This is a genomic window from Pseudomonas sp. FDAARGOS_380 (assembly GCF_002591235.1).
GTDB lineage: Bacteria > Pseudomonadota > Gammaproteobacteria > Pseudomonadales > Pseudomonadaceae > Aquipseudomonas > Aquipseudomonas salmasensis.
The window spans coordinates 6,057,768-6,080,811 of record NZ_CP023969.1 but is presented as its reverse complement, the minus strand read 5'-3'; the positions used below and the strand labels follow the sequence as shown (position 1 = coordinate 6,080,811).

General features: G+C 59.2%; 19 protein-coding genes and 1 pseudogene. 11 read left to right on the top strand and 9 right to left on the bottom strand.

Features of this window, described 5'->3' with window-relative positions; genetic code table 11:
* Positions 1-112: 112 nt before the first annotated feature.
* From CRN80_RS28235 to gcl, 3 genes are all read right to left on the bottom strand, one after another.
* Positions 113-1,003, bottom strand: a complete 891-nt coding sequence (locus CRN80_RS28235; protein WP_032892651.1) for a 2-hydroxy-3-oxopropionate reductase — start codon at positions 1,001-1,003, stop codon at positions 113-115.
* A gap of 69 nt (positions 1,004-1,072) precedes the next feature.
* Complete coding sequence (gene hyi / locus CRN80_RS28230; RefSeq protein ID WP_032892650.1) at positions 1,073-1,855, bottom strand: hydroxypyruvate isomerase; 783 nt, start codon at positions 1,853-1,855, stop codon at positions 1,073-1,075.
* 10 nt (positions 1,856-1,865) lie between these two features.
* Positions 1,866-3,641, bottom strand: a complete 1,776-nt coding sequence (gcl, locus tag CRN80_RS28225) for a glyoxylate carboligase (protein WP_003189987.1) — start codon at positions 3,639-3,641, stop codon at positions 1,866-1,868.
* Between the two features lie 256 nt (positions 3,642-3,897).
* Between gcl and CRN80_RS28220 the strand changes: the two genes are divergently transcribed.
* Positions 3,898-4,338, top strand: coding sequence for a heme-binding protein (locus tag CRN80_RS28220; RefSeq protein WP_073521695.1), 441 nt, complete (start codon positions 3,898-3,900; stop codon positions 4,336-4,338).
* 131 nt (positions 4,339-4,469) lie between these two features.
* On the opposite strand, the pseudogene CRN80_RS31900 reads toward CRN80_RS28220, so the two are convergent.
* Both CRN80_RS31900 and CRN80_RS28210 read right to left on the bottom strand, forming a co-directional pair.
* Positions 4,470-4,628 (bottom strand): annotated as a pseudogene (locus tag CRN80_RS31900) (transposase); the annotation flags it as partial.
* Positions 4,629-4,794: 166 nt separating this feature from the next.
* Positions 4,795-5,400 (bottom strand): TetR/AcrR family transcriptional regulator, encoded by a 606-nt coding sequence (locus CRN80_RS28210; RefSeq protein ID WP_032897537.1) that lies wholly within the window; start codon positions 5,398-5,400, stop codon positions 4,795-4,797.
* A gap of 134 nt (positions 5,401-5,534) precedes the next feature.
* Here CRN80_RS28210 and CRN80_RS28205 point away from each other — a divergent pair, with 134 nt between their 5' ends.
* The gene (locus CRN80_RS28205; protein WP_098952250.1) at positions 5,535-6,449 is read left to right on the top strand and encodes a DUF808 domain-containing protein; all 915 of its coding nucleotides are present in this window, start codon (positions 5,535-5,537) and stop codon (positions 6,447-6,449) included.
* 56 nt (positions 6,450-6,505) lie between these two features.
* Here CRN80_RS28205 and CRN80_RS28200 read toward each other — a convergent pair whose 3' ends face one another.
* The gene (locus CRN80_RS28200) at positions 6,506-7,294 is read right to left on the bottom strand and encodes a VacJ family lipoprotein (RefSeq protein WP_003189993.1); all 789 of its coding nucleotides are present in this window, start codon (positions 7,292-7,294) and stop codon (positions 6,506-6,508) included.
* Entirely contained in the window at positions 7,287-8,585 is a 1,299-nt protein-coding gene (locus tag CRN80_RS28195) for a serine/threonine protein kinase (protein ID WP_032892643.1), read from the bottom strand. The genes CRN80_RS28200 and CRN80_RS28195 overlap by 8 nt, the downstream gene beginning before the upstream one ends.
* Before the next feature lie 233 nt (positions 8,586-8,818).
* Between CRN80_RS28195 and CRN80_RS28190 the strand changes: the two genes are divergently transcribed.
* Positions 8,819-9,190: a hypothetical protein gene (locus tag CRN80_RS28190; protein ID WP_098952248.1), complete on the top strand. Its 372-nt coding sequence runs from the start codon at positions 8,819-8,821 to the stop codon at positions 9,188-9,190.
* A gap of 105 nt (positions 9,191-9,295) precedes the next feature.
* Here the strand turns inward: CRN80_RS28190 and CRN80_RS28180 are convergent, their stop codons facing one another.
* Complete coding sequence (locus CRN80_RS28180; protein ID WP_098952247.1) at positions 9,296-10,849, bottom strand: glycosyl hydrolase family 17 protein; 1,554 nt, start codon at positions 10,847-10,849, stop codon at positions 9,296-9,298.
* Between the two features lie 332 nt (positions 10,850-11,181).
* Here CRN80_RS28180 and CRN80_RS28175 point away from each other — a divergent pair, with 332 nt between their 5' ends.
* The 3 genes from CRN80_RS28175 (at position 11,182) to CRN80_RS28165 (ending at position 14,232) form a co-directional block, all read left to right on the top strand.
* Entirely contained in the window at positions 11,182-12,033 is an 852-nt protein-coding gene (locus CRN80_RS28175) for a glycine betaine ABC transporter substrate-binding protein (RefSeq protein ID WP_003233255.1), read from the top strand.
* A gap of 232 nt (positions 12,034-12,265) precedes the next feature.
* On the top strand, positions 12,266-12,577 hold the full coding sequence (locus CRN80_RS28170) for a DUF485 domain-containing protein (RefSeq protein WP_003190001.1): 312 nt from the start codon (positions 12,266-12,268) through the stop codon (positions 12,575-12,577).
* Positions 12,574-14,232 (top strand): cation acetate symporter, encoded by a 1,659-nt coding sequence (locus CRN80_RS28165; RefSeq protein ID WP_032892639.1) that lies wholly within the window; start codon positions 12,574-12,576, stop codon positions 14,230-14,232. The genes CRN80_RS28170 and CRN80_RS28165 overlap by 4 nt, the downstream gene beginning before the upstream one ends.
* A 792-nt stretch (positions 14,233-15,024) precedes the next feature.
* Here the strand turns inward: CRN80_RS28165 and gltA are convergent.
* Complete coding sequence (gene gltA, locus CRN80_RS28160; RefSeq protein ID WP_003172803.1) at positions 15,025-16,314, bottom strand: citrate synthase; 1,290 nt, start codon at positions 16,312-16,314, stop codon at positions 15,025-15,027.
* A gap of 365 nt (positions 16,315-16,679) precedes the next feature.
* Here gltA and sdhC point away from each other — a divergent pair, with 365 nt between their 5' ends.
* From sdhC to CRN80_RS28135, 5 genes are all read left to right on the top strand, one after another.
* Complete coding sequence (sdhC, locus tag CRN80_RS28155; protein ID WP_014717729.1) at positions 16,680-17,054, top strand: succinate dehydrogenase, cytochrome b556 subunit; 375 nt, start codon at positions 16,680-16,682, stop codon at positions 17,052-17,054.
* Positions 17,048-17,416 (top strand): succinate dehydrogenase, hydrophobic membrane anchor protein, encoded by a 369-nt coding sequence (gene sdhD, locus CRN80_RS28150; RefSeq protein WP_003172805.1) that lies wholly within the window; start codon positions 17,048-17,050, stop codon positions 17,414-17,416. The genes sdhC and sdhD overlap by 7 nt, the downstream gene beginning before the upstream one ends.
* Positions 17,417-17,419: 3 nt before the next feature.
* Positions 17,420-19,192: a succinate dehydrogenase flavoprotein subunit gene (gene sdhA / locus CRN80_RS28145; RefSeq protein ID WP_010211741.1), complete on the top strand. Its 1,773-nt coding sequence runs from the start codon at positions 17,420-17,422 to the stop codon at positions 19,190-19,192.
* An 11-nt stretch (positions 19,193-19,203) separates the two neighbouring features.
* Positions 19,204-19,908 (top strand): succinate dehydrogenase iron-sulfur subunit, encoded by a 705-nt coding sequence (locus tag CRN80_RS28140; RefSeq protein WP_003172807.1) that lies wholly within the window; start codon positions 19,204-19,206, stop codon positions 19,906-19,908.
* 262 nt (positions 19,909-20,170) lie between these two features.
* The gene (locus tag CRN80_RS28135) at positions 20,171-23,002 is read left to right on the top strand and encodes a 2-oxoglutarate dehydrogenase E1 component (protein ID WP_032892637.1); all 2,832 of its coding nucleotides are present in this window, start codon (positions 20,171-20,173) and stop codon (positions 23,000-23,002) included.
* Positions 23,003-23,044: the final 42 nt, after the last annotated feature.

Genomic DNA, 23,044 nt, shown 5'->3' with positions numbered 1-23,044 from the left:
GAGCTTGCTCGCGAAAATCGTCAACGATAACGCGGGTAACCAGGGAGCCAGTGGTGCTCTCAGGTTTTTCGCGAGCAAGCTCGCTCCTACAGGGGGGTATTGCGTATTTCCGTTATTTATCGCGAATCGAGAAGTTCGCCATATGCTCCAGGCCCTTGATCAGTGCCGAGTGGTCCCAGTTGCCGCCGCCAATTGCGGTGCAGGTGCTGAACACTTGCTGGGTGCCGGCGGTGTTCGGCAGGTTGATCCCCAGTTCCTTGGCGCCGGCCAATGCCAGGTTCAGGTCCTTCTGGTGCAGGTTGATGCGGAAACCCGGGTCGAAGGTGCCCTTGATCATGCGCTCGCCGTGCACTTCCAGGATCTTGGACGATGCAAAGCCACCCATCAGCGCTTCACGCACTTTGGCTGGGTCGGCGCCGTTTTTGGCGGCGAACAACAACGCTTCGGCCACCGCCTGGATGTTCAGCGCAACGATGATCTGGTTGGCCACCTTGGCGGTCTGGCCATCGCCATTGCCGCCCACCAGGGTGATGTTCTTGCCCATGCTCTGGAACAGCGGCAGCGCACGTTCAAAAGTCTGCGGTTCGCCGCCGACCATGATACTCAAGGTGCCGGCCTTGGCGCCGACTTCACCACCGGACACCGGGGCGTCCAGGTACTGCGCGCCGGCCTGGTTGACCTTGGCGGCGAACGCCTTGGTGGCAGTCGGGGAGATCGAACTCATGTCGATCACCACCTTGTTCGGTGACAGGCCCGCAGCCACGCCGTCGGCGCGGAACAGCACGTCATCGACTTGTGGGGTGTCGGGCACCATGACGATGATGAACTCGGCTTCCTGGGCCACTTGTTGCGGGTTGGCCAGGGCCACGGCGCCGGCGCTGATCAGTTCAGCCGGTGCCTTGCCGTGATGTTCGGAGAGAAACAGTTGATGACCTGCTTTCTGCAGGTTGGCGGCCATGGGTTGGCCCATGATGCCGGTGCCGATAAATCCGATTTTAGCCATGATCAAAATCCTCTTTTAATGTGGGAGCAGGCAAGCCAGCTCCCACATTGTTTTGTGTGGTGTCAGTGGTCAGATGGCGTTATGGGTCTTGAGCCAACCCAAACCCGCCTCGGTAGTGGTCAACGGCTTGTACTCACAGCCGACCCACCCCGCGTAACCAATGCGGTCCAGATGCTCGAACAGGAAGCGGTAGTTGATCTCACCGGTGCCTGGCTCGTTGCGTCCTGGGTTGTCCGCCAGCTGGATGTGGTTGATCTCGCCCAGGTGCGTCGCCATGGTCCGCGCCAGGTCACCTTCCATGATTTGCATGTGGTAGATGTCGTATTGCAGGAACAGGTTGGCGCTGCCCACTTGCTCGCGAATCGACAGGGCCTGCGCCGTGTTGTTGAGGTAGAAGCCCGGAATGTCGCGGGTGTTGATCATCTCCATCACCAGCTTGATACCCGCCGCCTGCAGCTTCTCGGCGGCGTACTTGAGGTTGGCGACGAAGGTCTTTTCTACGGTCTCGTCATCAACGCCTTGTGGCCGGATACCCGCCAGGCAGTTGACCTGGGTGTTGCCCAATACCTGGGCATAGGCGATGGCCAGCTTGACCCCGGCACGGAACTCCTCGATCCGGTCCGGGTGGCACGCCAGGCCGCGCTCGCCCTTGGCCCAGTCACCGGCTGGCAGGTTGAACAGCACCTGGGTCAGGCCGTTGGCGTCCAGCTGCGCCTTGATGTCGGCAGAGCTGAATTCATACGGGAACAGGTACTCCACGCCCTGGAAACCGGCATCGGCAGCCGCTTTGAAGCGGGCAAGGAAATCCTGTTCGGTAAACAGCATGGACAGGTTGGCAGCAAAGCGCGGCATAGGGTTCTCCTTAATCGAGCAGGGAAATGGCAGTCGGCGCATCGTTGCCGACCAGGGCCAGGTCTTCGAATTCATTGACGGCGTTGATCTCGGTGCCCATGGAAATATTGGTCACCCGTTCCAGAATAATCTCAACGATCACTGGCACCTTGAATTCTTCGATCATCTCTTGGGCGCGGCGCAAGGCCGGTTGGATCTGGCCCGGCTCGAACACACGCAGGGCCTTGCAACCCAGGCCCTCGGCAACCGCCACATGGTCGACGCCGTAGCCGTTGAGTTCCGGGGCGTTGAGGTTGTCGAAGGACAGCTGCACGCAGTAGTCCATTTCGAATCCGCGCTGGGCCTGGCGGATCAGGCCCAGGTAAGAGTTGTTCACCACCACGTGGATGTAGGGCAGCTTGAACTGCGCGCCCACCGCCAGTTCTTCGATCATGAACTGGAAGTCATAGTCGCCCGACAAGGCCACTACTTTGCGGCTCGGGTCGGCCTTGACCACGCCCAGCGCTGCCGGAATGGTCCAGCCCAATGGGCCGGCCTGGCCACAGTTGATCCAGTGACGTGGCTTGTACACATGCAAAAATTGCGCGCCGGCAATCTGCGACAGGCCGATGGTGCTGACGTAGCAAGTGTCTTTGCCGAACACCTGGTTCATCTCTTCGTATACGCGCTGCGGCTTGACCGGCACGTTGTCGAAGTGAGTCTTGCGGTGCAGGGTGGCCTTGCGCTGTTGGCAGTCATGCAACCAGGCACTGCGGTCCTTGAGCTTGCCGGCGGCTTTCCACTCGCGGGCCACTTCAATGAACATTGTCAGCGCGGAGCCAGCGTCGGAAACGATGCCCAGGTCTGGCGTGAATACGCGGCCAATCTGGGTCGGCTCGATGTCGACATGAATGAATTTACGGCCTTCGGTGTACACCTCGACCGAACCGGTGTGACGGTTGGCCCAGCGGTTACCGATGCCCAGCACCACGTCCGACTTGAGCATCGTCGCGTTGCCGTAGCGGTGCGAGGTTTGCAGACCGACCATGCCCACCATCAGCGGGTGATCGTCCGGAATCGTGCCCCAGCCCATCAGGGTCGGGATCACCGGGATGCCAGTCAACTCAGCGAACTCCACCAGCAGCTCGCTGGCGTCGGCGTTGATCACGCCGCCACCGCTTACCAGCAAGGGGCGTTCGGCTGCATCGAGCAGGGCCAGGGCTTTTTCTACCTGCACGCGGGTCGCCAGCGGCTTGGCCAGGGGCAGCGGCTGGTAGGCGTCGATGTCGAATTCGATCTCGGCCATCTGTACGTCGAACGGCAGGTCGATCAGCACCGGGCCAGGGCGGCCGGAGCGCATTTCATAGAAGGCTTTCTGGAACGCGTAAGGCACTTGGCCGGGTTCCAGCACCGTGGTTGCCCACTTGGTCACCGGCTTGACGATGCTGGTGATGTCCACGGCCTGGAAGTCTTCCTTGTGCATCCGGGCGCGAGGGGCTTGGCCGGTGATGCACAGGATCGGGATGGAGTCGGCCGAGGCGCTGTACAAGCCGGTGACCATGTCGGTGCCCGCCGGGCCGGAAGTGCCGATGCACACGCCGATATTGCCGGCCTTGGTGCGGGTGTAGCCCTCGGCCATGTGCGAGGCGCCTTCAACGTGGCGAGCAAGGACGTGATCGATGCCACCCACCTTCTGCAAGGCCGAATACAGCGGGTTGATCGCGGCGCCTGGGATACCGAAGGCGGTATCCACACCTTCACGGCGCATCACCAGAACGGCGGCTTCGATTGCTCTCATTTTGCTCATGGTTTTGGTGCCTCTTGCGTTTTGTAATTGTATACAAGTGGTGTCTGTCCAAAGTGTATTCACGCCGAGCTGCGTTGGTCAATGCCTTTCGTAAACTGACCTTGGCGTTCGTCGGAAGCGCTTTTTTCGACGTATGGAGCCTTTGTTGGAAAATATTGTATACAAAAACAAATGTCATTGTGTTCTATTTGTGTGATCGAGCATCTGATCAAACAGACCTCACCGCTTTACCCATAACAAGATAAGGACGGCACCTATGAGCGCTTTAACCTTGAAACTCGCCACCCAACTGGCCACCCAGGCCCTCACCGCAGGCCGCACTATTTCGGCTGCGCCCCTGACCATCGCGGTGCTCGACAGCGGTGGCCACCTGGTCACCCTGCAACGCGAAGACGGCGCCAGCCTGCTACGCCCGCAAATCGCCATCGGCAAGGCCTGGGGCGCCATCGCCCTGGGCAAGGGCTCGCGTTTGCTGGCACTGGACGCCCAACAGCGCCCGGCGTTTATCGCGGCGTTGAACAGCCTGGGGCAGGGCAGCGTCGTTCCGGCGCCGGGTGGTGTTTTGATTCGGGATCAGAGCGGCGTGGTGTTGGGCGCAATTGGGATCAGCGGGGACACGTCCGATATTGACGAGCAGTGCGCGATCACCGCGATAGAAGGGGTGGGGTTGATGGCGGATGCGGGGGTGTCGGCTTGATTTGTTCTGACTGTGAGTAAGCCATCGCAGGCAAGCCAGCTCCCACATTGACGGTGTTCACAAATCCAACTGTATGAATCCAATCAGTGTGGGAGCTGGCTTGCCTGCGATGCAGTCGACTCGGTCTACAGTCAAACCCAAATGGCATCCCACAGCGGATAGTCACCAACCTTCTTTACCAACCCGGCCCTGAGTGGATTGGCTACGATGTAACGCGCAATCGCCTCAAGGCTTTCCTCTCGACGCACGGCATGATCATGAAAACCCGGCTGCCAGAGGCGACCTTGGCGGCTGAGGCTGATCTGTGGACTTTTGGCAGGATGTGTCTGGGAGGGCGTTTTCGCGAGCAAGCCCGCTCCCACAGGGAGATTTGTGCGGTTTATACAATGTGTGTCTGGCTTTGCACCTACCTGTGGGAGCGGGCTTGCTCGCGAATTTTACAGGCGCCGCGGTCTATCAGTCCGGCTCACACCCCTTGAGTACCAACCGAATAATCGTCTGCGCCGCCGCCTCATAATCGGCTTCATCCAGCTTGGCCTTGCCGGTCACTGCCGAGATCTGCCAGTCGAAATCGGCATAGGTCTGGGTGGCTGCCCAGATGCTGAACATCAGGTGGTTGGGGTCAATCGCTGCGATCAGGCCACGGTCAACCCAGCTCTGGATGCAGTCGATATTGTGCTTGGCCTGGGCATTGAGCTGTTCAACCTGGTCGGCGCTCAGGTGTGGGGCGCCGTGCATGATTTCGCTGGCGAACACCTTGGAGGCGAACGGCAGGTCGCGGGAGATGCGGATTTTGGAGCGGATGTAGTTGCTCAATACTTCCTTGGGCTCGCCTTCGGGGTTGAACGGCGTGGAGGCGGCCAGGATCGGCTCGATGATGCTTTCGAGCACCTCGCGGTAGAGGTTGTCCTTGGATTTGAAGTAGTAATAGACATTGGGCTTGGGCAGCCCGGCCTTGGCGGCGATGTCGCTGGTTTTGGTCGCGGCGAAGCCCTTGTCGGCAAACTCCTCGCTCGCCGCCCGCAGGATTTTTTCTTTGTTGCGCTCGCGAATGCTGCTCATAAACCAGACGTTTCCTTGCCATGACAGGCGGTTGCGCATGGTAGCACCGGCCATCCGCAGGCCTCAACAATCTGCCCGCAAGGCCTTGCGCCGCGTTATGCTCGCGCCATCTCTCTCTAACGGAAGTCCGGTTCATGGCAGGAAGCAGCTTATTGGTGTTGATCGACGATATCGCCGCGGTACTCGATGACGTTGCGCTGATGACAAAAATGGCCGCCAAGAAGACATCGGGCGTGCTGGGCGATGACCTTGCACTGAACGCCCAGCAGGTCTCCGGCGTGCGCGCCGAGCGGGAAATTCCCGTGGTGTGGGCGGTGGCCAAGGGCTCGTTTATCAACAAGCTGATCCTGGTGCCGACGGCCCTGTTGATCAGCGCCTTTGCCCCCTGGGCGGTGATACCGTTATTGATGCTCGGCGGTGCCTATTTGTGTTTCGAGGGCTTCGAAAAACTCGCTCACAAGTTCCTGCACAGCAAGGCTGAAGACCAGGCCGAACACGCACAATTGACTGAGGCGGTAGCCGATCCAGCAACCGATCTGGTGGCTTTCGAAAAAGACAAGATCAAGGGCGCGATCCGCACCGACTTCATTCTCTCCGCCGAGATCATCGCTATCACCCTCGGCATCGTCGCCGACGCGCAGCTCACGCAGCAGGTGATCGTGCTGTCGGGTATCGCCATTGTTATGACCATCGGCGTATATGGATTGGTGGCCGGTATCGTCAAGCTCGATGACCTGGGGCTGTGGCTGACGCAGAAGCCGGGCCAGGTGGCGCGCAGTATTGGCGGCGCTATCTTGAGTGCGGCACCCTACATGATGAAGAGCCTGTCAGTGATCGGCACGGCGGCGATGTTCATGGTCGGTGGCGGCATCCTTACCCATGGCGTGCCCGTGGTGCATCACTGGATCGAAACCGTGAGCCAAAGCACTGGCGCGTTCGCGTGGCTGATGCCGACGCTGCTCAATGCGGTGGCGGGGATCATTGCCGGCGCTGTCGTCCTGGCAGTGGTCAGCGTGGCAGGTAAAGGTTGGAAAGCACTGCGAGGGTGAAACCGCAGGCACAAAAAAGGCCATTCAATCGAATGGCCTTTTTTTATCGCTGCGGTTTACTCGGCAATCTGCAACTTGCGCGATTCGGTGTAGATATACCGCACCTTCTCATACTCAAACGGCGAGTTCATCTGGCCGTAGCGGAAGCTGGTCTGGTAGCGCTTGTCGACGGCGCGCAGGGCCCAGACTTCCGGATGGTTGGAGCTGACTTCGGACACGTTGAGGAAGTTGATCTGCGATTCGGCGCTGTAGTCCACCAGCAGGCCGCCGGTATCACGCAGGTTCGACGGGCCGAAGATCGGCAGCATCAGGTAAGCACCCCCCGGTACACCGTAGAAGCCCAGGGTCTGGCCGAAGTCTTCGCTCTGGCGCGGCAGGCCCATGGCGGTGGCCGGGTCCCACAGGCCCGCGATGCCAATGGTGGTGTTGACCAGCAGGCGCCCGGTGGTTTCCAGCGAGCGGTGGCCCTTGAGCTGCAACAAGCTGTTCATCAGGTTAGGCACATCGCCCAGGTTGTTGAAGAAGTTGCTCACGCCGGTGCGCAGGAAGCTCGGCGTGACGTAGCGGTAACCGTTTACGACCGGCAGGAACACCCACTGGTCGAAGCGATAGTTGAAGTGGTACACGCGGCGGTTCCACGACTCCAGTGGGTCGTAGACGTTGAGCGCGGTGAGCGTGGAGCGTTCGAACTCACGCTGGTCCAAGCCTGGGTTGAACTTGAGCTTGGTCAGCGGCTCCTTGAAGCCGTCGGCATCGACCTTGACGGGTTCCTGGGCCTTGCTGTTGTCGGCATTGGCCACGCCTGCGCACATCAGTGCGGCGAGCAGCAGAAGATATTTAGCCACGGAAGAACTCCAGCATGGCGTCGGCGTTGACGCGGTAATTAAGGTTGCCGCAGTGGCCGCCCAGCGGGTAGACGGTCAAGCGATCGCCGAAGGTTTTACGCAGGAAACCCAGGTCGCCAGGGCCGAGGATCACATCGTCGGCGTTATGCATCACGGCGATTTTCGGGCTGTCACGCAGGTAGTCCTTGAGGGCGTACAGGCTGACCTGGTCGATCAGTTGCAGCAGGCTGCCGCCATCGGAACGCGCGCGCCACATCGGGATCACTTGTTCGGTAAGGTAGCAGTCGAAGTCACACTGCAGGGCACGCTTGAGGAACGGCGTGAGGCTGGTGCCTTCGGTGATCGGGTACTTGGGCGGAATGATCAGGCCACGGCGGTTGATCAAGTCCGAGGTAAAGGCAATGTCGGCGGCCGAGAAGCGGAACGAGGTGCCGATCAGCATGGCCATCTGTTCGTTGGTCAGGTGCTGCTTGGACTGCTGGAAGTCATAAAGCAGGGCATCGTTGAGGTCGATGTAGCCTTTTTGCTGGAAGTAACGCGTCAGTTTGCTCAGCACCAACTCATAGAAAGTGGTGCTGTTGTTGATGCCCTTGACCTCGGTCTGTACCAGCTTGTCGAGGTTGGTGATCGAGGTGTAGAGGTTGACCGGCGGGTTGAGCAGCAGCACTTTCTTGAAATTGAAGCTGCGGCGGGTCTCATCCAGCTTGCTGACAAACGCCGCATCCAGGGCGCCCAGGCTGTAGCCGGTGAGGTAGAAGTCGGTCACGGGCAACGAGGCGTTCTGCGCGCGTACGGCTTGCATCACGCGGTACATGTCTTCGGCGTCTTCCTGGGTGATGCCCGGGGTGGCGAAGCGCGAAGCGGCGCTGATGAAGTCGAAGCTGGTCGGCGAGGACAGCTGCACCACATGGTAGCCGGCCTGGTAATACAGCTTTTTCAGGTATTCGTTGATGCTGCTGTCAAAGCGTGCACCGGTGCCGGCGATGAGGAAGATCAACGGCGCAGCACGGTCCTGCTTGGCAATGCGGTAGGTGAGTTTCTTCACCGCCCAGAAATTGTCTGGCAGGCTGAACTCGCGCTCGGGGCGCATCGTCAGGGTGTAGTCGGACTGGGTGATCTCGTCATCCGTTGGCAGGGTTGGCCGCAGATCGGGAGGTGTGGTGGCGATGGTCGCTTCGAACGGGTTGGTCAAAGGGTAGCCATAGCTGGCTTGGTCGATATCGACGGCCAGTGCTGACGCACTCAAAAATAGGCTGCCCAGCAAGGCAGCACAGCGCAAGGAACGGAGCATGACTTAATCCCTAAGAGGAACGGGCTGAATGAAGTTCGCAGGCTATGACCACCGCCTTGTCACCGAAGTGCCAGCACTCGGCACGAAAAGTCGGAAAAAACGTCGGAATCGGGGTAATAGTAGCGAGACGATACACTTTGCCATGCTTTGTTGAACAGATATCTGTGCGAACACCTTGCTAACGGCCGCCGTGGGATTAAGCTGGGCGCCGTTTTTGCCTATCGGAGTGCCCTATGTCCCGTCGTTTGCCGTTGATCCTGCTGCTTATTGCCCTGCCGTTATGGCTGGCCGCCAGTTATGCCGCACGCTATGGCTTCATGGAGGATGGGCAATGGGTTGGCATCTGCGCGGATGAGGCCAGCCGCTGGGAATGCCAGGTGCGTTCGAATTTGGGTTTGATGATTCATTTCAAGCTGCTGGGGTGGGCGGCGTTGATCACCTCGGTGCTGGGCTTTTTTGTACCGGGGCGTGCGGGGTGGGCGTTGGCGGTAGTGGGGTTGGTGTTCGGGTTGCCGGCGCTGGCGTTGTACAACACGACGTTTGCGGTGTTTGCAGTGGTGATTGCGGGGTTGCGGTTGGTCAGGAAGTCGCGCGGCGCCTTGTAGGAGCGAGCTTGCTCGCGAGGGTCGTTAACGATAACGCGGGGTACCTGATGCCCCGCGTTATCTTGGTGTTTTTCGCGAGCAAGCTCGCTCCTACAGGCGATTGGGTTAAACCTTGCGCACCCGCAAGCAACGCCACAAAGCCGCAACCATCAGCACGCTGACCACTGCCCAACCCCAGGCCTGCTGGTTCAACAGCCCTTCACGGTACAACTGCGGCGCAATGCCGGCACCGATGATAAAGGCCAGCAACGCAATCTCCCGACGCGGCCCGGTTACCGGGCGTACCAGGTACACCAGGGCCGGCAGCACCAGCGCTGCGCTTGGGAAGCTGCGATAGCGCGGGTCAAACACCAGCGCCAGCATCATCACGGCACCGGCAAACCCGGCGATTGCCACCAGCCAGCCGGCGCGCTGCTCCAGCCAGTGTAACCCTCGCTCACGCCAGCCCTCGCGGGCGCTGAGGGCCAGGGCGGCATGGGCCAGCACCAGCAGGTTCAACACCACCAGCAAGCCTGCCCATACCCATTCATCGCTGAAGCGTGCGGTAACGCGGGTCAGTTCGGCCCAACTGCCGATGGAGCACGCTGCCACGGCACCGAGCAACGGCAGTATTAATGCAGAGCGCGTGCTGCGAACGCGGCCGCCGAGCACCAGGGTGCCAAGCAGGATGAGCCCGCCGACGCCCAGCCACAGCGGCCAGTACGGCACATTGGTCACAGGACCTGCGAGAACGCCTTTGTCTTGGCGGTCTGCATCGAACAGCCCCCAGTAACCGCCCACAGCCCCTTCACTGGCGCGCTTCCATGGCTGGTCAAAGGCTTCGATCAGGTTGTATCGCCAGCCATTGGCTTCGGCCATGGCCACGAAGCCGCGCATGAACCTGGCTTCATTGACCCGGCTGGGCACGGCGGTTTCGCGCTGGCGGCCCTCGCTAGGCCAGCCGGTTTCACCGATCACGATGTCCTTGGGTGCAAATTTATGGCCGAAGGTCTGGCGCACATCGCCCACGTGCTTGAGCGCCTGGTCGATGCCGGACGGGTCATCTTCCCAATACGGCAGCAGGTGAATGGTGAGGAAGTCCACCGCCGGCTCGATTTCTGGGTGTTGCAGCCAGAATTCCCAGACATCGGCATAGGTGACGGGCTGCTTGATCTGGCTTTTAACCTGATGGATCAGCGCCACCAGCTGCTTGGCAGTGACTTCCTTGCGCAGCAGGGCTTCGTTGCCGACGATCACCGAGGTCACCACGTCCGGGCTGGCGTTGGCCGCCGCGATCAACTCGTTGATCTCTTTTTGAGTCGCCACGGGGTCACTGCTGACCCAGGCCCCGGCCATCACCTTCAACCCATGCTTGCGCGCCATGTCCGGCAGGGCTTCCAGGCCGGTCATGGAATAGGTGCGAATGCATTCAAAACGCGTGGCGAGCAGCGCCAGGTCGGCGTCCATGCGCTCGGGGCGCAGCGCGAACGGTTGGTCGAATGGGGATTGGTCTTTGTCGAACGGCGTGTAGGACGCGCATTGCAACTTATGGCTGGCGCTGGCGACGTCCGGCAACACCACGGGCCGGCCGAGGCCGTACCAGTAGCCGACAAGGGCAAGCACGCCGAGGATCAAGGCGAAGAAATAGGGCAGGGCAGGGAAGCGGGCAGTTGCGGGCATGGTCGGCTTATCTGGGGGAGCAAAGGCGCGCATCTTACCCGGATTTGCCGCAGCCCAGTGCGGCTGCATAATTTTGACATGCAAACTTCGGGCGGGATTCTGGCGATAACGCCTACAAAGCGTCCTACTGGCGATGTGATGTCGTTTCTTGCTCAACCAAGGTCGCTGACAGAGCAGGGCAAATGCCTACGCAGGTTGAAGATAAAACTGTCAGTACTCCACTGATGCCTCAGCAACCGGATCGATGCGCGTGAAGGGGGCGCGGTGCACCCTATAACAACAGTTTGACGTCGCTCGGCATCCGTCGGGCGCAGCACTTTCGGGGAAGTACTATGAAGATGCGACGACTCTTGGGCGCAGCTGCCACTCTGGTAGTTGCGATGGGCTCCACACTGGCCAGTGCCGACAGCAAGACCCTGAGCATCGGCTACGTGGACGGCTGGTCCGACAGCGTTGCCACTACTCATGTGGCGGCAGAGGTGATCAAGCAAAAGCTCGGCTATGACGTAAAACTGCAAGCGGTTGCCACCGGGATCATGTGGCAGGGTGTTGCCACCGGCAAACTCGATGCCATGCTCTCCGCCTGGCTCCCGGTGACCCACGGTGAATACTGGACCAAGAACAAGGACAAGGTGGTCGACTACGGCCCCAACTTCAAGGACGCCAAGATCGGCCTGATCGTGCCGGAGTACGTCAAGGCCAAGTCCATCGAAGACCTCAAGACCGATACCACCTTCAAGAACAAGATCGTCGGCATCGACGCCGGTTCAGGCGTAATGCTCAAGACCGACGAAGCCATCAAGCAATATGGCTTGGACTACAAACTGCAAGCCAGCTCGGGTGCGGCGATGATTGCCGAACTGACCCGCGCCGAAGACAAGCAGGAGTCGATTGCGGTCACCGGTTGGGTGCCGCACTGGATGTTCGCCAAGTGGAAACTGCGTTTCCTGGACGACCCAAAAGGGATTTATGGTGCTGCTGAAACGGTCAACAGCATCGGCAGCAAGGGCCTGGAGAAGAAAGCGCCGGAAGTCGCGGCCTTCCTGAAGAAATTCCAGTGGGCCTCCAAGGATGAAATCGGTGAAGTCATGCTGGCGATTCAAGAAGGCGCCAAGCCGGACGCCGCGGCCAAGGACTGGGTAGCCAAGCACCCCGAGCGCGTCGCCGAATGGACCGCTAAATAACCCCGCCCCAACTGTAGGAGCGAGCTTGCTCGCGAAGAACGCACCGGCACCGCGATCATCCAGGATGAACGCGTTATCGTTGACGTTTTTCGCGAGCAAGCTCGCTCCTACAGTTTTTTCAAATCCTCGCTAAGCTCGATCTACTACTAAGGTCGTCTGGAACCCATTGCGCAGCCGCATACAGTGGATACGTTCCAAAATAATAAAAAGCTGTGCTGCGAGGATAAAAACAATGAACGACAGCATTTACCTCTCGATTCAAAACAGCCCGCGTTTCAAGGAGCTGGTCAGGAAAAGGGAAAGGTTCGCCTGGATTCTCTCGGCGATCATGCTAGGGCTTTACTCCGCTTTCATCCTGTTGATTGCCTACGGGCCACAAGTACTGGGGGCCAAGATCAGCCCCGGTTCCTCGATTACCTGGGGCATTCCCCTGGGCGTCGGGCTGATTGTGTCGGCCTTCATTCTCACCGGCATCTACGTGCGTCGGGCCAACGGCGAATTTGACGACCTGAACAATGCGATTCTCAAGGAGGCTGCGCAATGATCCGGCGTCTATTGGCTCTATTCGGCGCTTCGCTGTTGGCTCCGGCCGTTTGGGCGGCGGACGCATTGACCGGTGAAGTGCACAAGCAACCGCTGAACGTCTCGGCCATTGTGATGTTCGTCGCGTTTGTCGGCGCCACCCTGTGCATCACCTACTGGGCGTCCAAGCGCAACAAATCGGCGGCGGACTACTATGCGGCCGGCGGCAAGATCACCGGTTTCCAGAACGGCCTGGCCATTGCCGGTGACTACATGTCGGCGGCGTCCTTCCTGGGGATTTCCGCGCTGGTGTTCACTTCCGGCTACGACGGCTTGATCTACTCGATCGGCTTCCTGGTGGGCTGGCCGATCATTCTGTTCCTGATCGCCGAGCGCCTGCGTAACTTGGGCAAATACACCTTTGCCGACGTGGCGTCCTATCGCCTGGGGCAAACCCAGATCCGCAGCCTGTCGGCCTGTGGCTCGCTGGTGGTGGTGGCGTTCTACCTGATCGCGCAGATGGTCGGCGCCGGCAAGCTGATCCAGCTGCTGTTTGGCCTTGATTACCATGTGGCAGTAATCCTGGTGGGTATCCTGATGTGCCTGTACGTGCTGTTCGGCGGCATGCTGGCGACCACCTGGGTGCAGATCATCAAGGCGGTACTGTTGCTGTCCGGTGCCTCGTTCATGGCGCTGATGGTGATGAAGCACGTCAACTTCGACTTCAACATGCTGTTCTCCGAGGCGATCAAGGTTCACCCCAAAGGTGAAGCGATCATGAGCCCTGGCGGCCTGGTGAAAGACCCGATCTCGGCATTCTCCCTGGGCCTGGCACTGATGTTCGGTACCGCTGGCCTGCCGCACATCCTGATGCGCTTCTTCACGGTGAGCGACGCCAAGGAAGCGCGTAAGAGCGTGCTGTACGCAACCGGCTTCATCGGCTACTTCTATATCCTGACCTTCATCATCGGCTTCGGCGCGATCCTGTTGGTCAGCACCAACCCGGCGTTCAAGGACGCAGCGGGCGCCTTGCTTGGTGGTAACAACATGGCGGCGGTGCACCTGGCCAACGCGGTTGGCGGCAGTATCTTCCTGGGCTTCATCTCGGCCGTGGCGTTTGCCACCATCCTGGCGGTGGTTGCCGGCTTGACCCTGGCGGGTGCTTCGGCGGTGTCCCATGACCTGTATGCCAGCGTGATCAAGAAAGGCAAGGCCAACGAGAAAGATGAGATTCGCGTGTCGAAGATCACCACCGTAGCCTTGGGTGTATTGGCCATCGGCCTGGGTATCCTGTTCGAAAGCCAGAACATTGCGTTCATGGTCGGCCTGGCGTTCTCCATCGCTGCCAGCTGTAACTTCCCGGTGCTGCTGCTTTCCATGTACTGGAAAAACCTCACCACCCGTGGCGCCATGATTGGCGGCTGGCTGGGCTTGATCAGCGCCGTGGGCCTGATGATCCTCGGCCCGACCATCTGGGTCTCGATCCTGCACCATGAAAAAGCGATCTTCCCGTACGAGTACCCGGCGCTGTTCTCGATGATCATTGCGTTCGTCGGCATCTGGTTCTTCTCCATCACCGACAAGTCGGCGGCGGCAGAGAAAGAGCGTGCGCTGTACTTCCCGCAGTTTGTGCGTTCGCAGACTGGCCTGGGGGCGAGCGGGGCGGTTAATCACTAAGTTGTCAGTTGTATAAGAGATACCCCGGTCGTAAGGCTGGGGTATTTTTTTGCCAGGGCTAGCCTCATCGCGGCATAGGTATCTACACAATTTTGTAGGTGGTAGCAGCCAACGCTAACCACGATGCGAAGCGAGCCGCTCTTGATCTTGATCTGCTTTTGATCTTAGGCGCCCCGTCAAACCACGCTGGCCGGAATTCGACAGGGATTTGGGGGGTAAACCGGCAGGGATGCCGGTTTAGCCGCCCCGCGCCATGGATGGCGCGTGGCGGCGGCCCCCCAAATCACTGGCGGATTACGGGCACACCGAGCCTAAGCGAGGTGCCGAGTGGTGGGGCAAGAGCGTTTTGCTTACTTTTGCGCTTTTCAAAAGTGAGCCGCCGTCAGGGCGGAACCCTAAGCGGCCGTTATCGTAGGAATGGATATGTACACAATCCAACCGTGTTGACCGCCAGGCCGCCTTCGCGAGCAAGCCCACACAGTTGGGTCGTGGGGCGTCAGGTAAATAGGTGTCGGCTGGCAGGTCGCTATCGCAGGCAAGCCAGCTCCCACATTTGGATGGTGGTGTGTCAGGTAGATAAGCGCCAGCTATAAGGCCGTCACGGGAGCAAGCTCCCTCGCCACAGGGTCAGCGTCGCACCAAAGTTGTGTAGATTCGCGGGCAAGCCCGACTGTGTGAACCCGGTCAACTGTGGGAGCTGGCTTGCCTGCGATGGCGGTAGATCAGGCCACACAAACAAAAACGGCCTCCACTAAGGGAGGCCGTTCTCAGTACAAACAAGCAATCAGGTGCTTACTTGCGATCTTCCAGCTTGGTGATGTCACGCGACTCGTAGCCAGTGTACAGCTGGCGCGGGCGGCCAATCTTGTACGGGCTGGAGAGCATTTCTTTCCAGTGGGAGATCCAGCCCACGGTCCGCGCCAGGGCGAAGATCACGGTGAACATGCTGGTTGGAATGCCGATCGCCTTGAGGATGATCCCCGAGTAGAAGTCGACGTTCGGGTACAGCGAGCGTTCGATGAAGTACGGGTCGGTCAGGGCGATCTCTTCCAGGCGCATGGCCAGTTCGAGTTGCGGATCGTTCTTGATGCCCAGTTCCTTCAGCACTTCGTCGCAGGTCTGCTTCATGACGGTAGCGCGCGGGTCGCGGTTCTTGTAGACCCGGTGACCGAAGCCCATCAACTTGAACGGATCGTTCTTGTCCTTGGCCTTGGCGATGAATTTGTCGATGTTGGACACATCGCCGATTTCATCGAGCATGGTCAATACGGCTTCGTTCGCACCGCCGTGGGCAGGGCCCCACAGTGCGGCGATGCCGGCGGCAATACAGGCGAACGGGTTGGCACCCGAAGAGCCCGCCAGGCGCACGGTAGAGGTGGAAGCGTTCTGCTCGTGGTCGGCGTGGAGGATGAAGATCCGGTCCATGGCCTTGGCGAGCACCGGGCTGATCGGTTTGATCTCGCACGGGGTGTTGAACATCATGTGCAGGAAGTTTTCCGCGTACGTCAGGTCGTTGCGCGGGTACATCATGGGTTGGCCCATGGAGTACTTGTAAACCATTGCGGCCAGGGTAGGCATCTTGGCAACCAGGCGGATCGCGGAAATTTCGCGATGCTGCGGGTTATTGATGTCCAGGGAGTCGTGATAGAAGGCCGACAGGGCGCCTACTACACCGCACATGACGGCCATCGGGTGGGCGTCGCGACGGAAGCCGTTGAAGAAGGTCTTCAACTGCTCGTGCACCATGGTGTGGTTCTTCACGGTGCTGACGAACTGGGCTTTCTGCTCGGCTGTTGGCAATTCGCCATTTAGCAGCAGGTAGCAGGTTTCCAGGTAGTCCGACTTTTCAGCCAGTTGCTCGATCGGGTAGCCGCGATGAAGCAGAATGCCATTATCACCATCGATATAGGTGATCTTCGACTCGCAGGAAGCGGTCGACATGAAACCTGGGTCGAAAGTAAAACGGCCCGTGGCCGTCAGGCCCCGTACGTCGATAACATCGGGACCAACGGTGCCGGTTAAAATGGGCAGCTCGACGGGGGCTGCGCCCTCGATGATCAACTGCGCTTTTTTGTCAGCCATGTGGCCTCCTATTTATGCTTCAAATCATCAGACAGACCCCCCACGCAGGGCCCGCACCACTATATTGATATAAATCCAGATGTCAATTTGCCTAAAGTCTTGCGCCAGAAGGCTTTAACCGTACTTTTTCGTCGAAATTGCCTGCCATTTACGCCTTTTATCCCGCCAGCGCAATCAGCTATTAGGGTGAGGTGTGCGCGTTGTCATTAGTAACCTAACTGTCTATACTCGGCCACCGACCGCCAAGGGCTTTTGGGCTTGCTTTCATTGGGGGTCGCACTCCCTGGGTGGTGCTTACCTGACCAGTCGCACTCCCCAACAACTTTGCCCTGATTGTTAGGGGCTCTTCAGTGTGAAAAAAAGCCGTGAATAGCCAACGACCTGTAAACCTAGACCTAAGGACCATCAAACTCCCCATCACCGGCGTTACGTCGTTCCTGCACCGTGTTTCCGGCATCATCCTGTTCCTGGGCTTGGGCATCATGCTTTATGCATTGAGCAAATCCCTGGGTTCCGAGGAAGGATACGCCGAGGTGAAGGCATGCTTGACCAGCCCGCTGGCCAAGTTCGTAGCATGGGGCCTCCTGTCCTCTCTTCTGTATCACCTGGTAGCCGGTGTGCGCCACTTGATCATGGACATGGGCATCGGTGAGACGCTGGAAGGCGGCCGCCTGGGCTCGAAAATCATCGTCGCCATTTCCGTGGTGCTGATCGTTCTGGCAGGAGTTTGGATATGGTAACCAGCGTAACGAATCTGTCGCGTTCGGGCCTCTATGACTGGATGGCACAGCGTGTGTCTGCGGTCGTTCTCGCGGCTTATTTCATTTTCCTGATCGGATACCTCGTCGCAAACCCGGGCATCGGCTATGAGCAATGGCATGGCCTGTTTTCCCACAATGCGATGCGAATCTTCAGTCTGCTGGCCCTTGTAGCCCTGGGCGCTCACGCCTGGGTCGGCATGTGGACCATCGCGACTGACTACCTGACGCCGATGGCGCTGGGCAAGTCCGCGACTGCAGTACGTTTCCTCTTCCAGGCAGTATGCGGCGTCGCGATGTTCGCTTACTTCGTCTGGGGTGTGCAGATTCTTTGGGGTATCTGATTCATGGCTAACATTCCAACTATTTCATTCGACGCCATCATTATTGGTGGCGGCGGTGCTGGCATGCGCGCTGCGCTGCAGCTGGCCCAGGGCGGTCACAAGACTGCCGTGATCACCAAGGTGTTCCCGACGCGTTCCCACACCGTATCGGCCCAGGGTGGCATCACCTGCGCCATCGCCTCCGCCGACCCGAACGATGACTGGCGCTGGCACATGTACGATACCGTCAAGGGTTCCGACTATATCGGTGACCAGGACGCTATCGAATACATGTGTCAGGAAGGCCCGGCCGCGGTGTTCGAGCTGGACCACATGGGCCTGCCGTTCTCCCGTACCGAGCAAGGCCGTATCTACCAGCGTCCATTCGGCGGCCAGTCCAAGGATTACGGTAAAGGCGGGCAGGCTGCCCGTACCTGCGCTGCGTCCGACCGTACCGGTCACGCGCTGCTGCACACCCTTTACCAAGGCAACCTGAAAGCCGGTACCACGTTCCTGAACGAGTACTACGCGGTTGACCTGGTCAAGAACGCGCAAGGCGAGTTCGTCGGTGTGATCGCCATCTGCATCGAAACCGGTGAAACCACCTACATCCGCGCCAAGGCAACTGTTCTGGCGACCGGTGGTGCAGGTCGTATCTATGCGTCGACCACCAATGCCCTGATCAACACCGGGGACGGCGTCGGCATGGCTCTGCGTGCTGGCGTACCGGTACAAGACATCGAAATGTGGCAGTTCCACCCGACCGGCATCGCCGGCGCCGGTGTACTGGTGACCGAAGGTTGCCGTGGTGAAGGTGGTTACCTGATCAACAAGCACGGCGAGCGTTTCATGGAGCGTTATGCTCCGAACGCCAAAGACTTGGCCGGTCGTGACGTTGTAGCTCGTTCGATGGTTAAAGAGATCATCGCCGGTAACGGCTGTGGCCCGAATGGCGACCACGTACTGCTCAAGCTCGATCACCTGGGCGAAGAAGTGCTGCACAGCCGTCTGCCTGGTATCTGCGAGCTGTCCAAGACCTTTGCCCACGTTGACCCGGTAGTTGCTCCGGTTCCGGTGGTTCCAACTTGCCACTATATGATGGGCGGCGTGCCGACCAACATTCATGGCCAGGCAATCACCCAGAACGCCGAAGGCGAAGACGAGATCATTCATGGTCTGTTCGCGGTAGGTGAAGTGGCTTGCGTATCGGTTCATGGTGCCAACCGCCTCGGCGGCAACTCGCTGCTCGACCTGGTGGTATTCGGTCGCGCGGCCGGCCTGCACCTGGAAAAGGCGCTGACCGACGGCATCGAATACGATGACGCCACCGACGCCAACATCGAAGCTGCCCTGGCGCGCCTGAACGCTCTGAACGAGCGTACGGATGGCGAAGACGTAGCAACCCTGCGTCGCGAGCTGCAAAGCTGCATGCAGAACTACTTCGGTGTGTTCCGTACCGGCGAATACATGCAGAAGGGTATTGCCCAGCTGGCTGACCTGCGCAAGCGTATCGCCAACGTCAAGATCAACGATAAGAGCCAGGCGTTCAACACCGCTCGTATCGAAGCCCTTGAACTGCAAAACCTGCTGGAAGTGGCTGAAGCGACCGCGATCGCCGCCGAGGTTCGTAAAGAATCCCGTGGTGCTCACGCTCGTGAAGACTTTGAAGATCGCGACGACGAAAACTGGTTGTGCCACACCCTGTACTTCCCGGGTGACAAGCGCGTAACCAAGCGTGCCGTGAACTTCTCGCCGAAGACGGTGCCGACGTTTGAACCGAAGATTCGGACTTACTAAGGGTGGCTGCCATGTTGAAAGTCAGTGTTTATCGCTACAACCCTGATCAGGACGCTGCGCCGTTCATGCAGGAATTCCAGGTCGATACCGGCGGTAAAGACCTGATGGTGCTGGATGTATTGGCACTGATCAAAGAGCAGGACGAAGGTTTCTCCTATCGTCGCTCTTGCCGTGAAGGTGTGTGCGGTTCCGACGGCATGAACATCAACGGCAAAAACGGCCTGGCGTGCATCACGCCGCTGTCCGCCGTGGTCAAAGGCAACAAGCTGATCGTTCGTCCACTGCCAGGTTTGCCGGTTATCCGTGACCTGGTCGTCGATATGAGCATCTTCTACAAGCAATACGAGAAAGTTAAGCCGTTCCTGCAGAACGACACGCCGGCTCCGGCCATCGAGCGTCTGCAGTCCCCGGAAGAACGTGAAAAGCTCGATGGCCTGTACGAGTGCATTCTGTGCGCTTGCTGCTCGACATCCTGCCCGTCCTTCTGGTGGAACCCGGACAAGTTCCTGGGTCCAGCTGCGCTGCTGCAAGCCTACCGCTTCCTGGCAGACAGCCGTGATACCAAGACGTCCGAGCGTCTGGCTTCGCTGGATGACCCGTTCAGCGTATTCCGCTGCCGCGGGATCATGAACTGCGTCAACGTATGTCCTAAAGGCCTGAACCCGACTAAGGCCATTGGTCACATCCGTAACATGCTGCTGCAGAGCGGCGTGTAACTGACGTTGTAGTAAAAGCAGGACCGTTGTGCCCGTAAATGCTACGGCGCAGGCTTCAACCGGCGCCGTAGTTTTAACTTGAGCAGCGACTTACAAAGCCGCGGCTCTTATTTTGAAGAAATGAGACAAGCAGGGGCATTCGGGTTGGTACCCGAACTATCAGCGTGATCCTAAGTGGCTTGTTTTGGTCGCTGCACTTGGCCTTTTGCAAGCAAACTCGGTGTTTTCGCCGGTGGTGTCCCCAAATCGAGGGTGACCAAGCATGCAAGAAAGCGTGATGCAGCGCATGTGGAACAGCGGCTATCTTTCAGGTGGTAACGCTGCCTATGTGGAAGAGCTTTATGAGCTCTACCTGCACGACCCTAACGCTGTGCCAGAAGAATGGCGCACCAAATTTCAGACGTTGTCTTCAGACGGCAACGCTGCCACCGATGTATCGCACGCAACAATTCGCGATCAGTTCGTGCTGCTGGCAAAGAACCAGCGCCGCGCCCAACCGGTTTCCGCCGGCAGCGTGAGCAGTGAGCATGAGAAGAAGCAAGTTGAAGTACTGCGACTGATCCAGGCCTACCGTATGCGTGGCCACCAGGCAGCCCAGCTTGACCCGCTGGGGCTGTGGCAGCGTCCTGCACCTGCAGACCTGTCGATCAATCATTACGGCTTGACCAATGCCGATCTTGATACGACCTTCCGTGCCGGCGACCTGTTCATCGGCAAAGAGGAAGCGAGCCTACGCGAAATTCACGAAGCGTTGCAGCAGACATATTGCCGCACCATCGGCGCTGAATTCACGCACATCACCGATTCCGAGCAGCGCCACTGGTTCCAGCACCGCCTGGAAGGCGTGCGTGGCCGTCCGGTATTGTCCGCCGATGTGCGCGGCCACCTGCTGGAGCGCGTGACCGCGGCCGAAGGCCTCGAGAAATACCTGGGCACCAAATACCCAGGCACCAAGCGTTTCGGCCTGGAAGGCGGCGAAAGCCTGATTCCGATGCTCGACGAACTGATCCAGCGTTCCGGTTCCTATGGCACCAAGGAAATCGTGATCGGCATGGCTCACCGTGGTCGCCTGAACGTGTTGGTCAACACCTTCGGCAAGAACCCGCGCGAGCTGTTCGACGAGTTCGAAGGCAAGAAGAAGGTCGAGCTGGGTTCCGGTGACGTTAAATACCACCAGGGCTTCTCGTCCAACGTGATGACCACCGGCGGTGAAGTTCACCTGGCCATGGCATTCAACCCCTCCCACCTGGAAATCGTTTCGCCAGTGGTCGAGGGTTCGGTACGTGCTCGCCAGGATCGTCGTAACGACGCCACCGGTGAGAAAGTGCTGCCGATTTCCATCCACGGTGACGCGGCATTCGCCGGTCAAGGCGTGGTCCTGGAAACGTTCCAGATGTCGCAGACCCGCGGCTTCAAGACCGGCGGTACCGTTCACATCGTCATCAACAACCAGGTGGGTTTCACCATCAGCAACCCGTTGGATGCGCGCTCCACCGAGTACGCCACCGACGTTGCCAAGATGATCCAGGCGCCGATCCTCCATGTGAATGGCGATGATCCGGAAGCCGTGCTGTTCGTGACCCAACTGGCTGTCGACTACCGCATGCAGTTCAAGCGTGACGTGGTCATCGACCTGGTTTGCTACCGCCGTCGCGGTCACAACGAAGCGGACGAGCCAAGCGGTACCCAGCCGTTGATGTACCAGCAGATCACCAAGCAGCGCACCACCCGTGAGCTGTACGCCGAAAGCCTGACCAAGGCCGGCGTGGTTGACGATGCGCGTGTTCAGGCGAAAGTCGACGAATACCGCAACGCGCTGGACAACGGCCTGCATGTAGTGAAAAGCCTGGTCAAAGAGCCGAACAAAGAGCTGTTCGTTGACTGGCGCCCCTACCTGGGTCACACCTGGACTGCACGTCACGATACCTCGTTCGATTTGAAGACGTTGCAGGAACTGTCCGCCAAGCTGCTGGAAATTCCGGAAGGCTTCGTCGTACAGCGCCAGGTTGCGAAGATCTACGAAGACCGTCAGAAGATGCAAGCCGGCGGCCTGCCGATCAACTGGGGTTACGCCGAAACCATGGCGTACGCGACCCTGGCGTTCGAAGGTCACCCGATCCGCATGACCGGCCAGGACATCGGCCGCGGTACGTTCTCGCACCGTCATGCTGTATTGCACAACCAGAAAGACGCGGGCACCTACATCCCGTTGCAGAACCTGTACGAAGGCCAGCCACGTTTCGACCTGTACGATTCGTTCCTGTCCGAAGAAGCCGTACTGGCGTTCGAATACGGTTACTCGACCACCACGCCTAATGCGCTGGTGATCTGGGAAGCCCAGTTCGGCGACTTCGCCAACGGTGCCCAAGTGGTGATCGACCAGTTCATCACCAGCGGCGAGCACAAGTGGGGCCGTCTGTGCGGTCTGACCATGCTGTTGCCACACGGTTATGAAGGTCAGGGGCCAGAGCACTCCTCGGCCCGTCTGGAGCGTTACCTGCAACTGTGCGCCGAGCACAACATCCAGGTGTGCGTGCCGACGACCCCGGCCCAGATCTACCACTTGCTGCGTCGCCAGGTGATCCGTCCGCTGCGCAAGCCGCTGGTGGTGCTCACGCCGAAGTCGCTGTTGCGTCACAAACTGGCCGTTTCGACCCTGGAAGATCTGGCCCAAGGTTCGTTCCAGACCGTGATTCCAGAGATCGACACGCTGGACGCCGCCAAGGTCACTCGCCTGATCCTGTGCAGCGGCAAGGTCTACTACGATCTGCTGGAAAAGCGCCGTGCCGAAGGCCGCGAAGACATCGCCATCGTGCGTATCGAGCAGCTTTATCCGTTCCCGGAAGATGACCTCATGGAGATCATCGCGCCTTACACCAACCTCACGAACGTTGTGTGGTGTCAGGAAGAACCGATGAACCAGGGCGCCTGGTACAGCAGCCAGCATCATCTGCGTCGCAGCATCGGCAACCACAACAAGGCCCTGGTCCTTGAGTACGCCGGTCGTGATGCTTCTGCTGCACCTGCCTGTGGTTATGCGTCGATGCACGCCGAGCAGCAGGAAAAACTGCTGCAAGATGCTTTCACTGTTTAACGCCTTCGCGCTGACTGAAACCGAATTTTAAGGACCTACAGA

Coding starts and splice junctions, on each gene's coding strand:
- CRN80_RS28235 (WP_032892651.1), bottom strand. CDS start 1,003: ATGGCTAAAATCGGATTTATCGGCACCGGCATCATGGGCCAACCCATG.
- hyi (WP_032892650.1), bottom strand. CDS start 1,855: ATGCCGCGCTTTGCTGCCAACCTGTCCATGCTGTTTACCGAACAGGAT.
- gcl (WP_003189987.1), bottom strand. CDS start 3,641: ATGAGCAAAATGAGAGCAATCGAAGCCGCCGTTCTGGTGATGCGCCGT.
- CRN80_RS28220 (WP_073521695.1), top strand. CDS start 3,898: ATGAGCGCTTTAACCTTGAAACTCGCCACCCAACTGGCCACCCAGGCC.
- CRN80_RS28210 (WP_032897537.1), bottom strand. CDS start 5,400: ATGAGCAGCATTCGCGAGCGCAACAAAGAAAAAATCCTGCGGGCGGCG.
- CRN80_RS28205 (WP_098952250.1), top strand. CDS start 5,535: ATGGCAGGAAGCAGCTTATTGGTGTTGATCGACGATATCGCCGCGGTA.
- CRN80_RS28195 (WP_032892643.1), bottom strand. CDS start 8,585: ATGCTCCGTTCCTTGCGCTGTGCTGCCTTGCTGGGCAGCCTATTTTTG.
- CRN80_RS28190 (WP_098952248.1), top strand. CDS start 8,819: ATGTCCCGTCGTTTGCCGTTGATCCTGCTGCTTATTGCCCTGCCGTTA.
- CRN80_RS28180 (WP_098952247.1), bottom strand. CDS start 10,849: ATGCCCGCAACTGCCCGCTTCCCTGCCCTGCCCTATTTCTTCGCCTTG.
- CRN80_RS28175 (WP_003233255.1), top strand. CDS start 11,182: ATGAAGATGCGACGACTCTTGGGCGCAGCTGCCACTCTGGTAGTTGCG.
- CRN80_RS28170 (WP_003190001.1), top strand. CDS start 12,266: ATGAACGACAGCATTTACCTCTCGATTCAAAACAGCCCGCGTTTCAAG.
- CRN80_RS28165 (WP_032892639.1), top strand. CDS start 12,574: ATGATCCGGCGTCTATTGGCTCTATTCGGCGCTTCGCTGTTGGCTCCG.
- gltA (WP_003172803.1), bottom strand. CDS start 16,314: ATGGCTGACAAAAAAGCGCAGTTGATCATCGAGGGCGCAGCCCCCGTC.
- sdhD (WP_003172805.1), top strand. CDS start 17,048: ATGGTAACCAGCGTAACGAATCTGTCGCGTTCGGGCCTCTATGACTGG.
- sdhA (WP_010211741.1), top strand. CDS start 17,420: ATGGCTAACATTCCAACTATTTCATTCGACGCCATCATTATTGGTGGC.
- CRN80_RS28140 (WP_003172807.1), top strand. CDS start 19,204: ATGTTGAAAGTCAGTGTTTATCGCTACAACCCTGATCAGGACGCTGCG.
- CRN80_RS28135 (WP_032892637.1), top strand. CDS start 20,171: ATGCAAGAAAGCGTGATGCAGCGCATGTGGAACAGCGGCTATCTTTCA.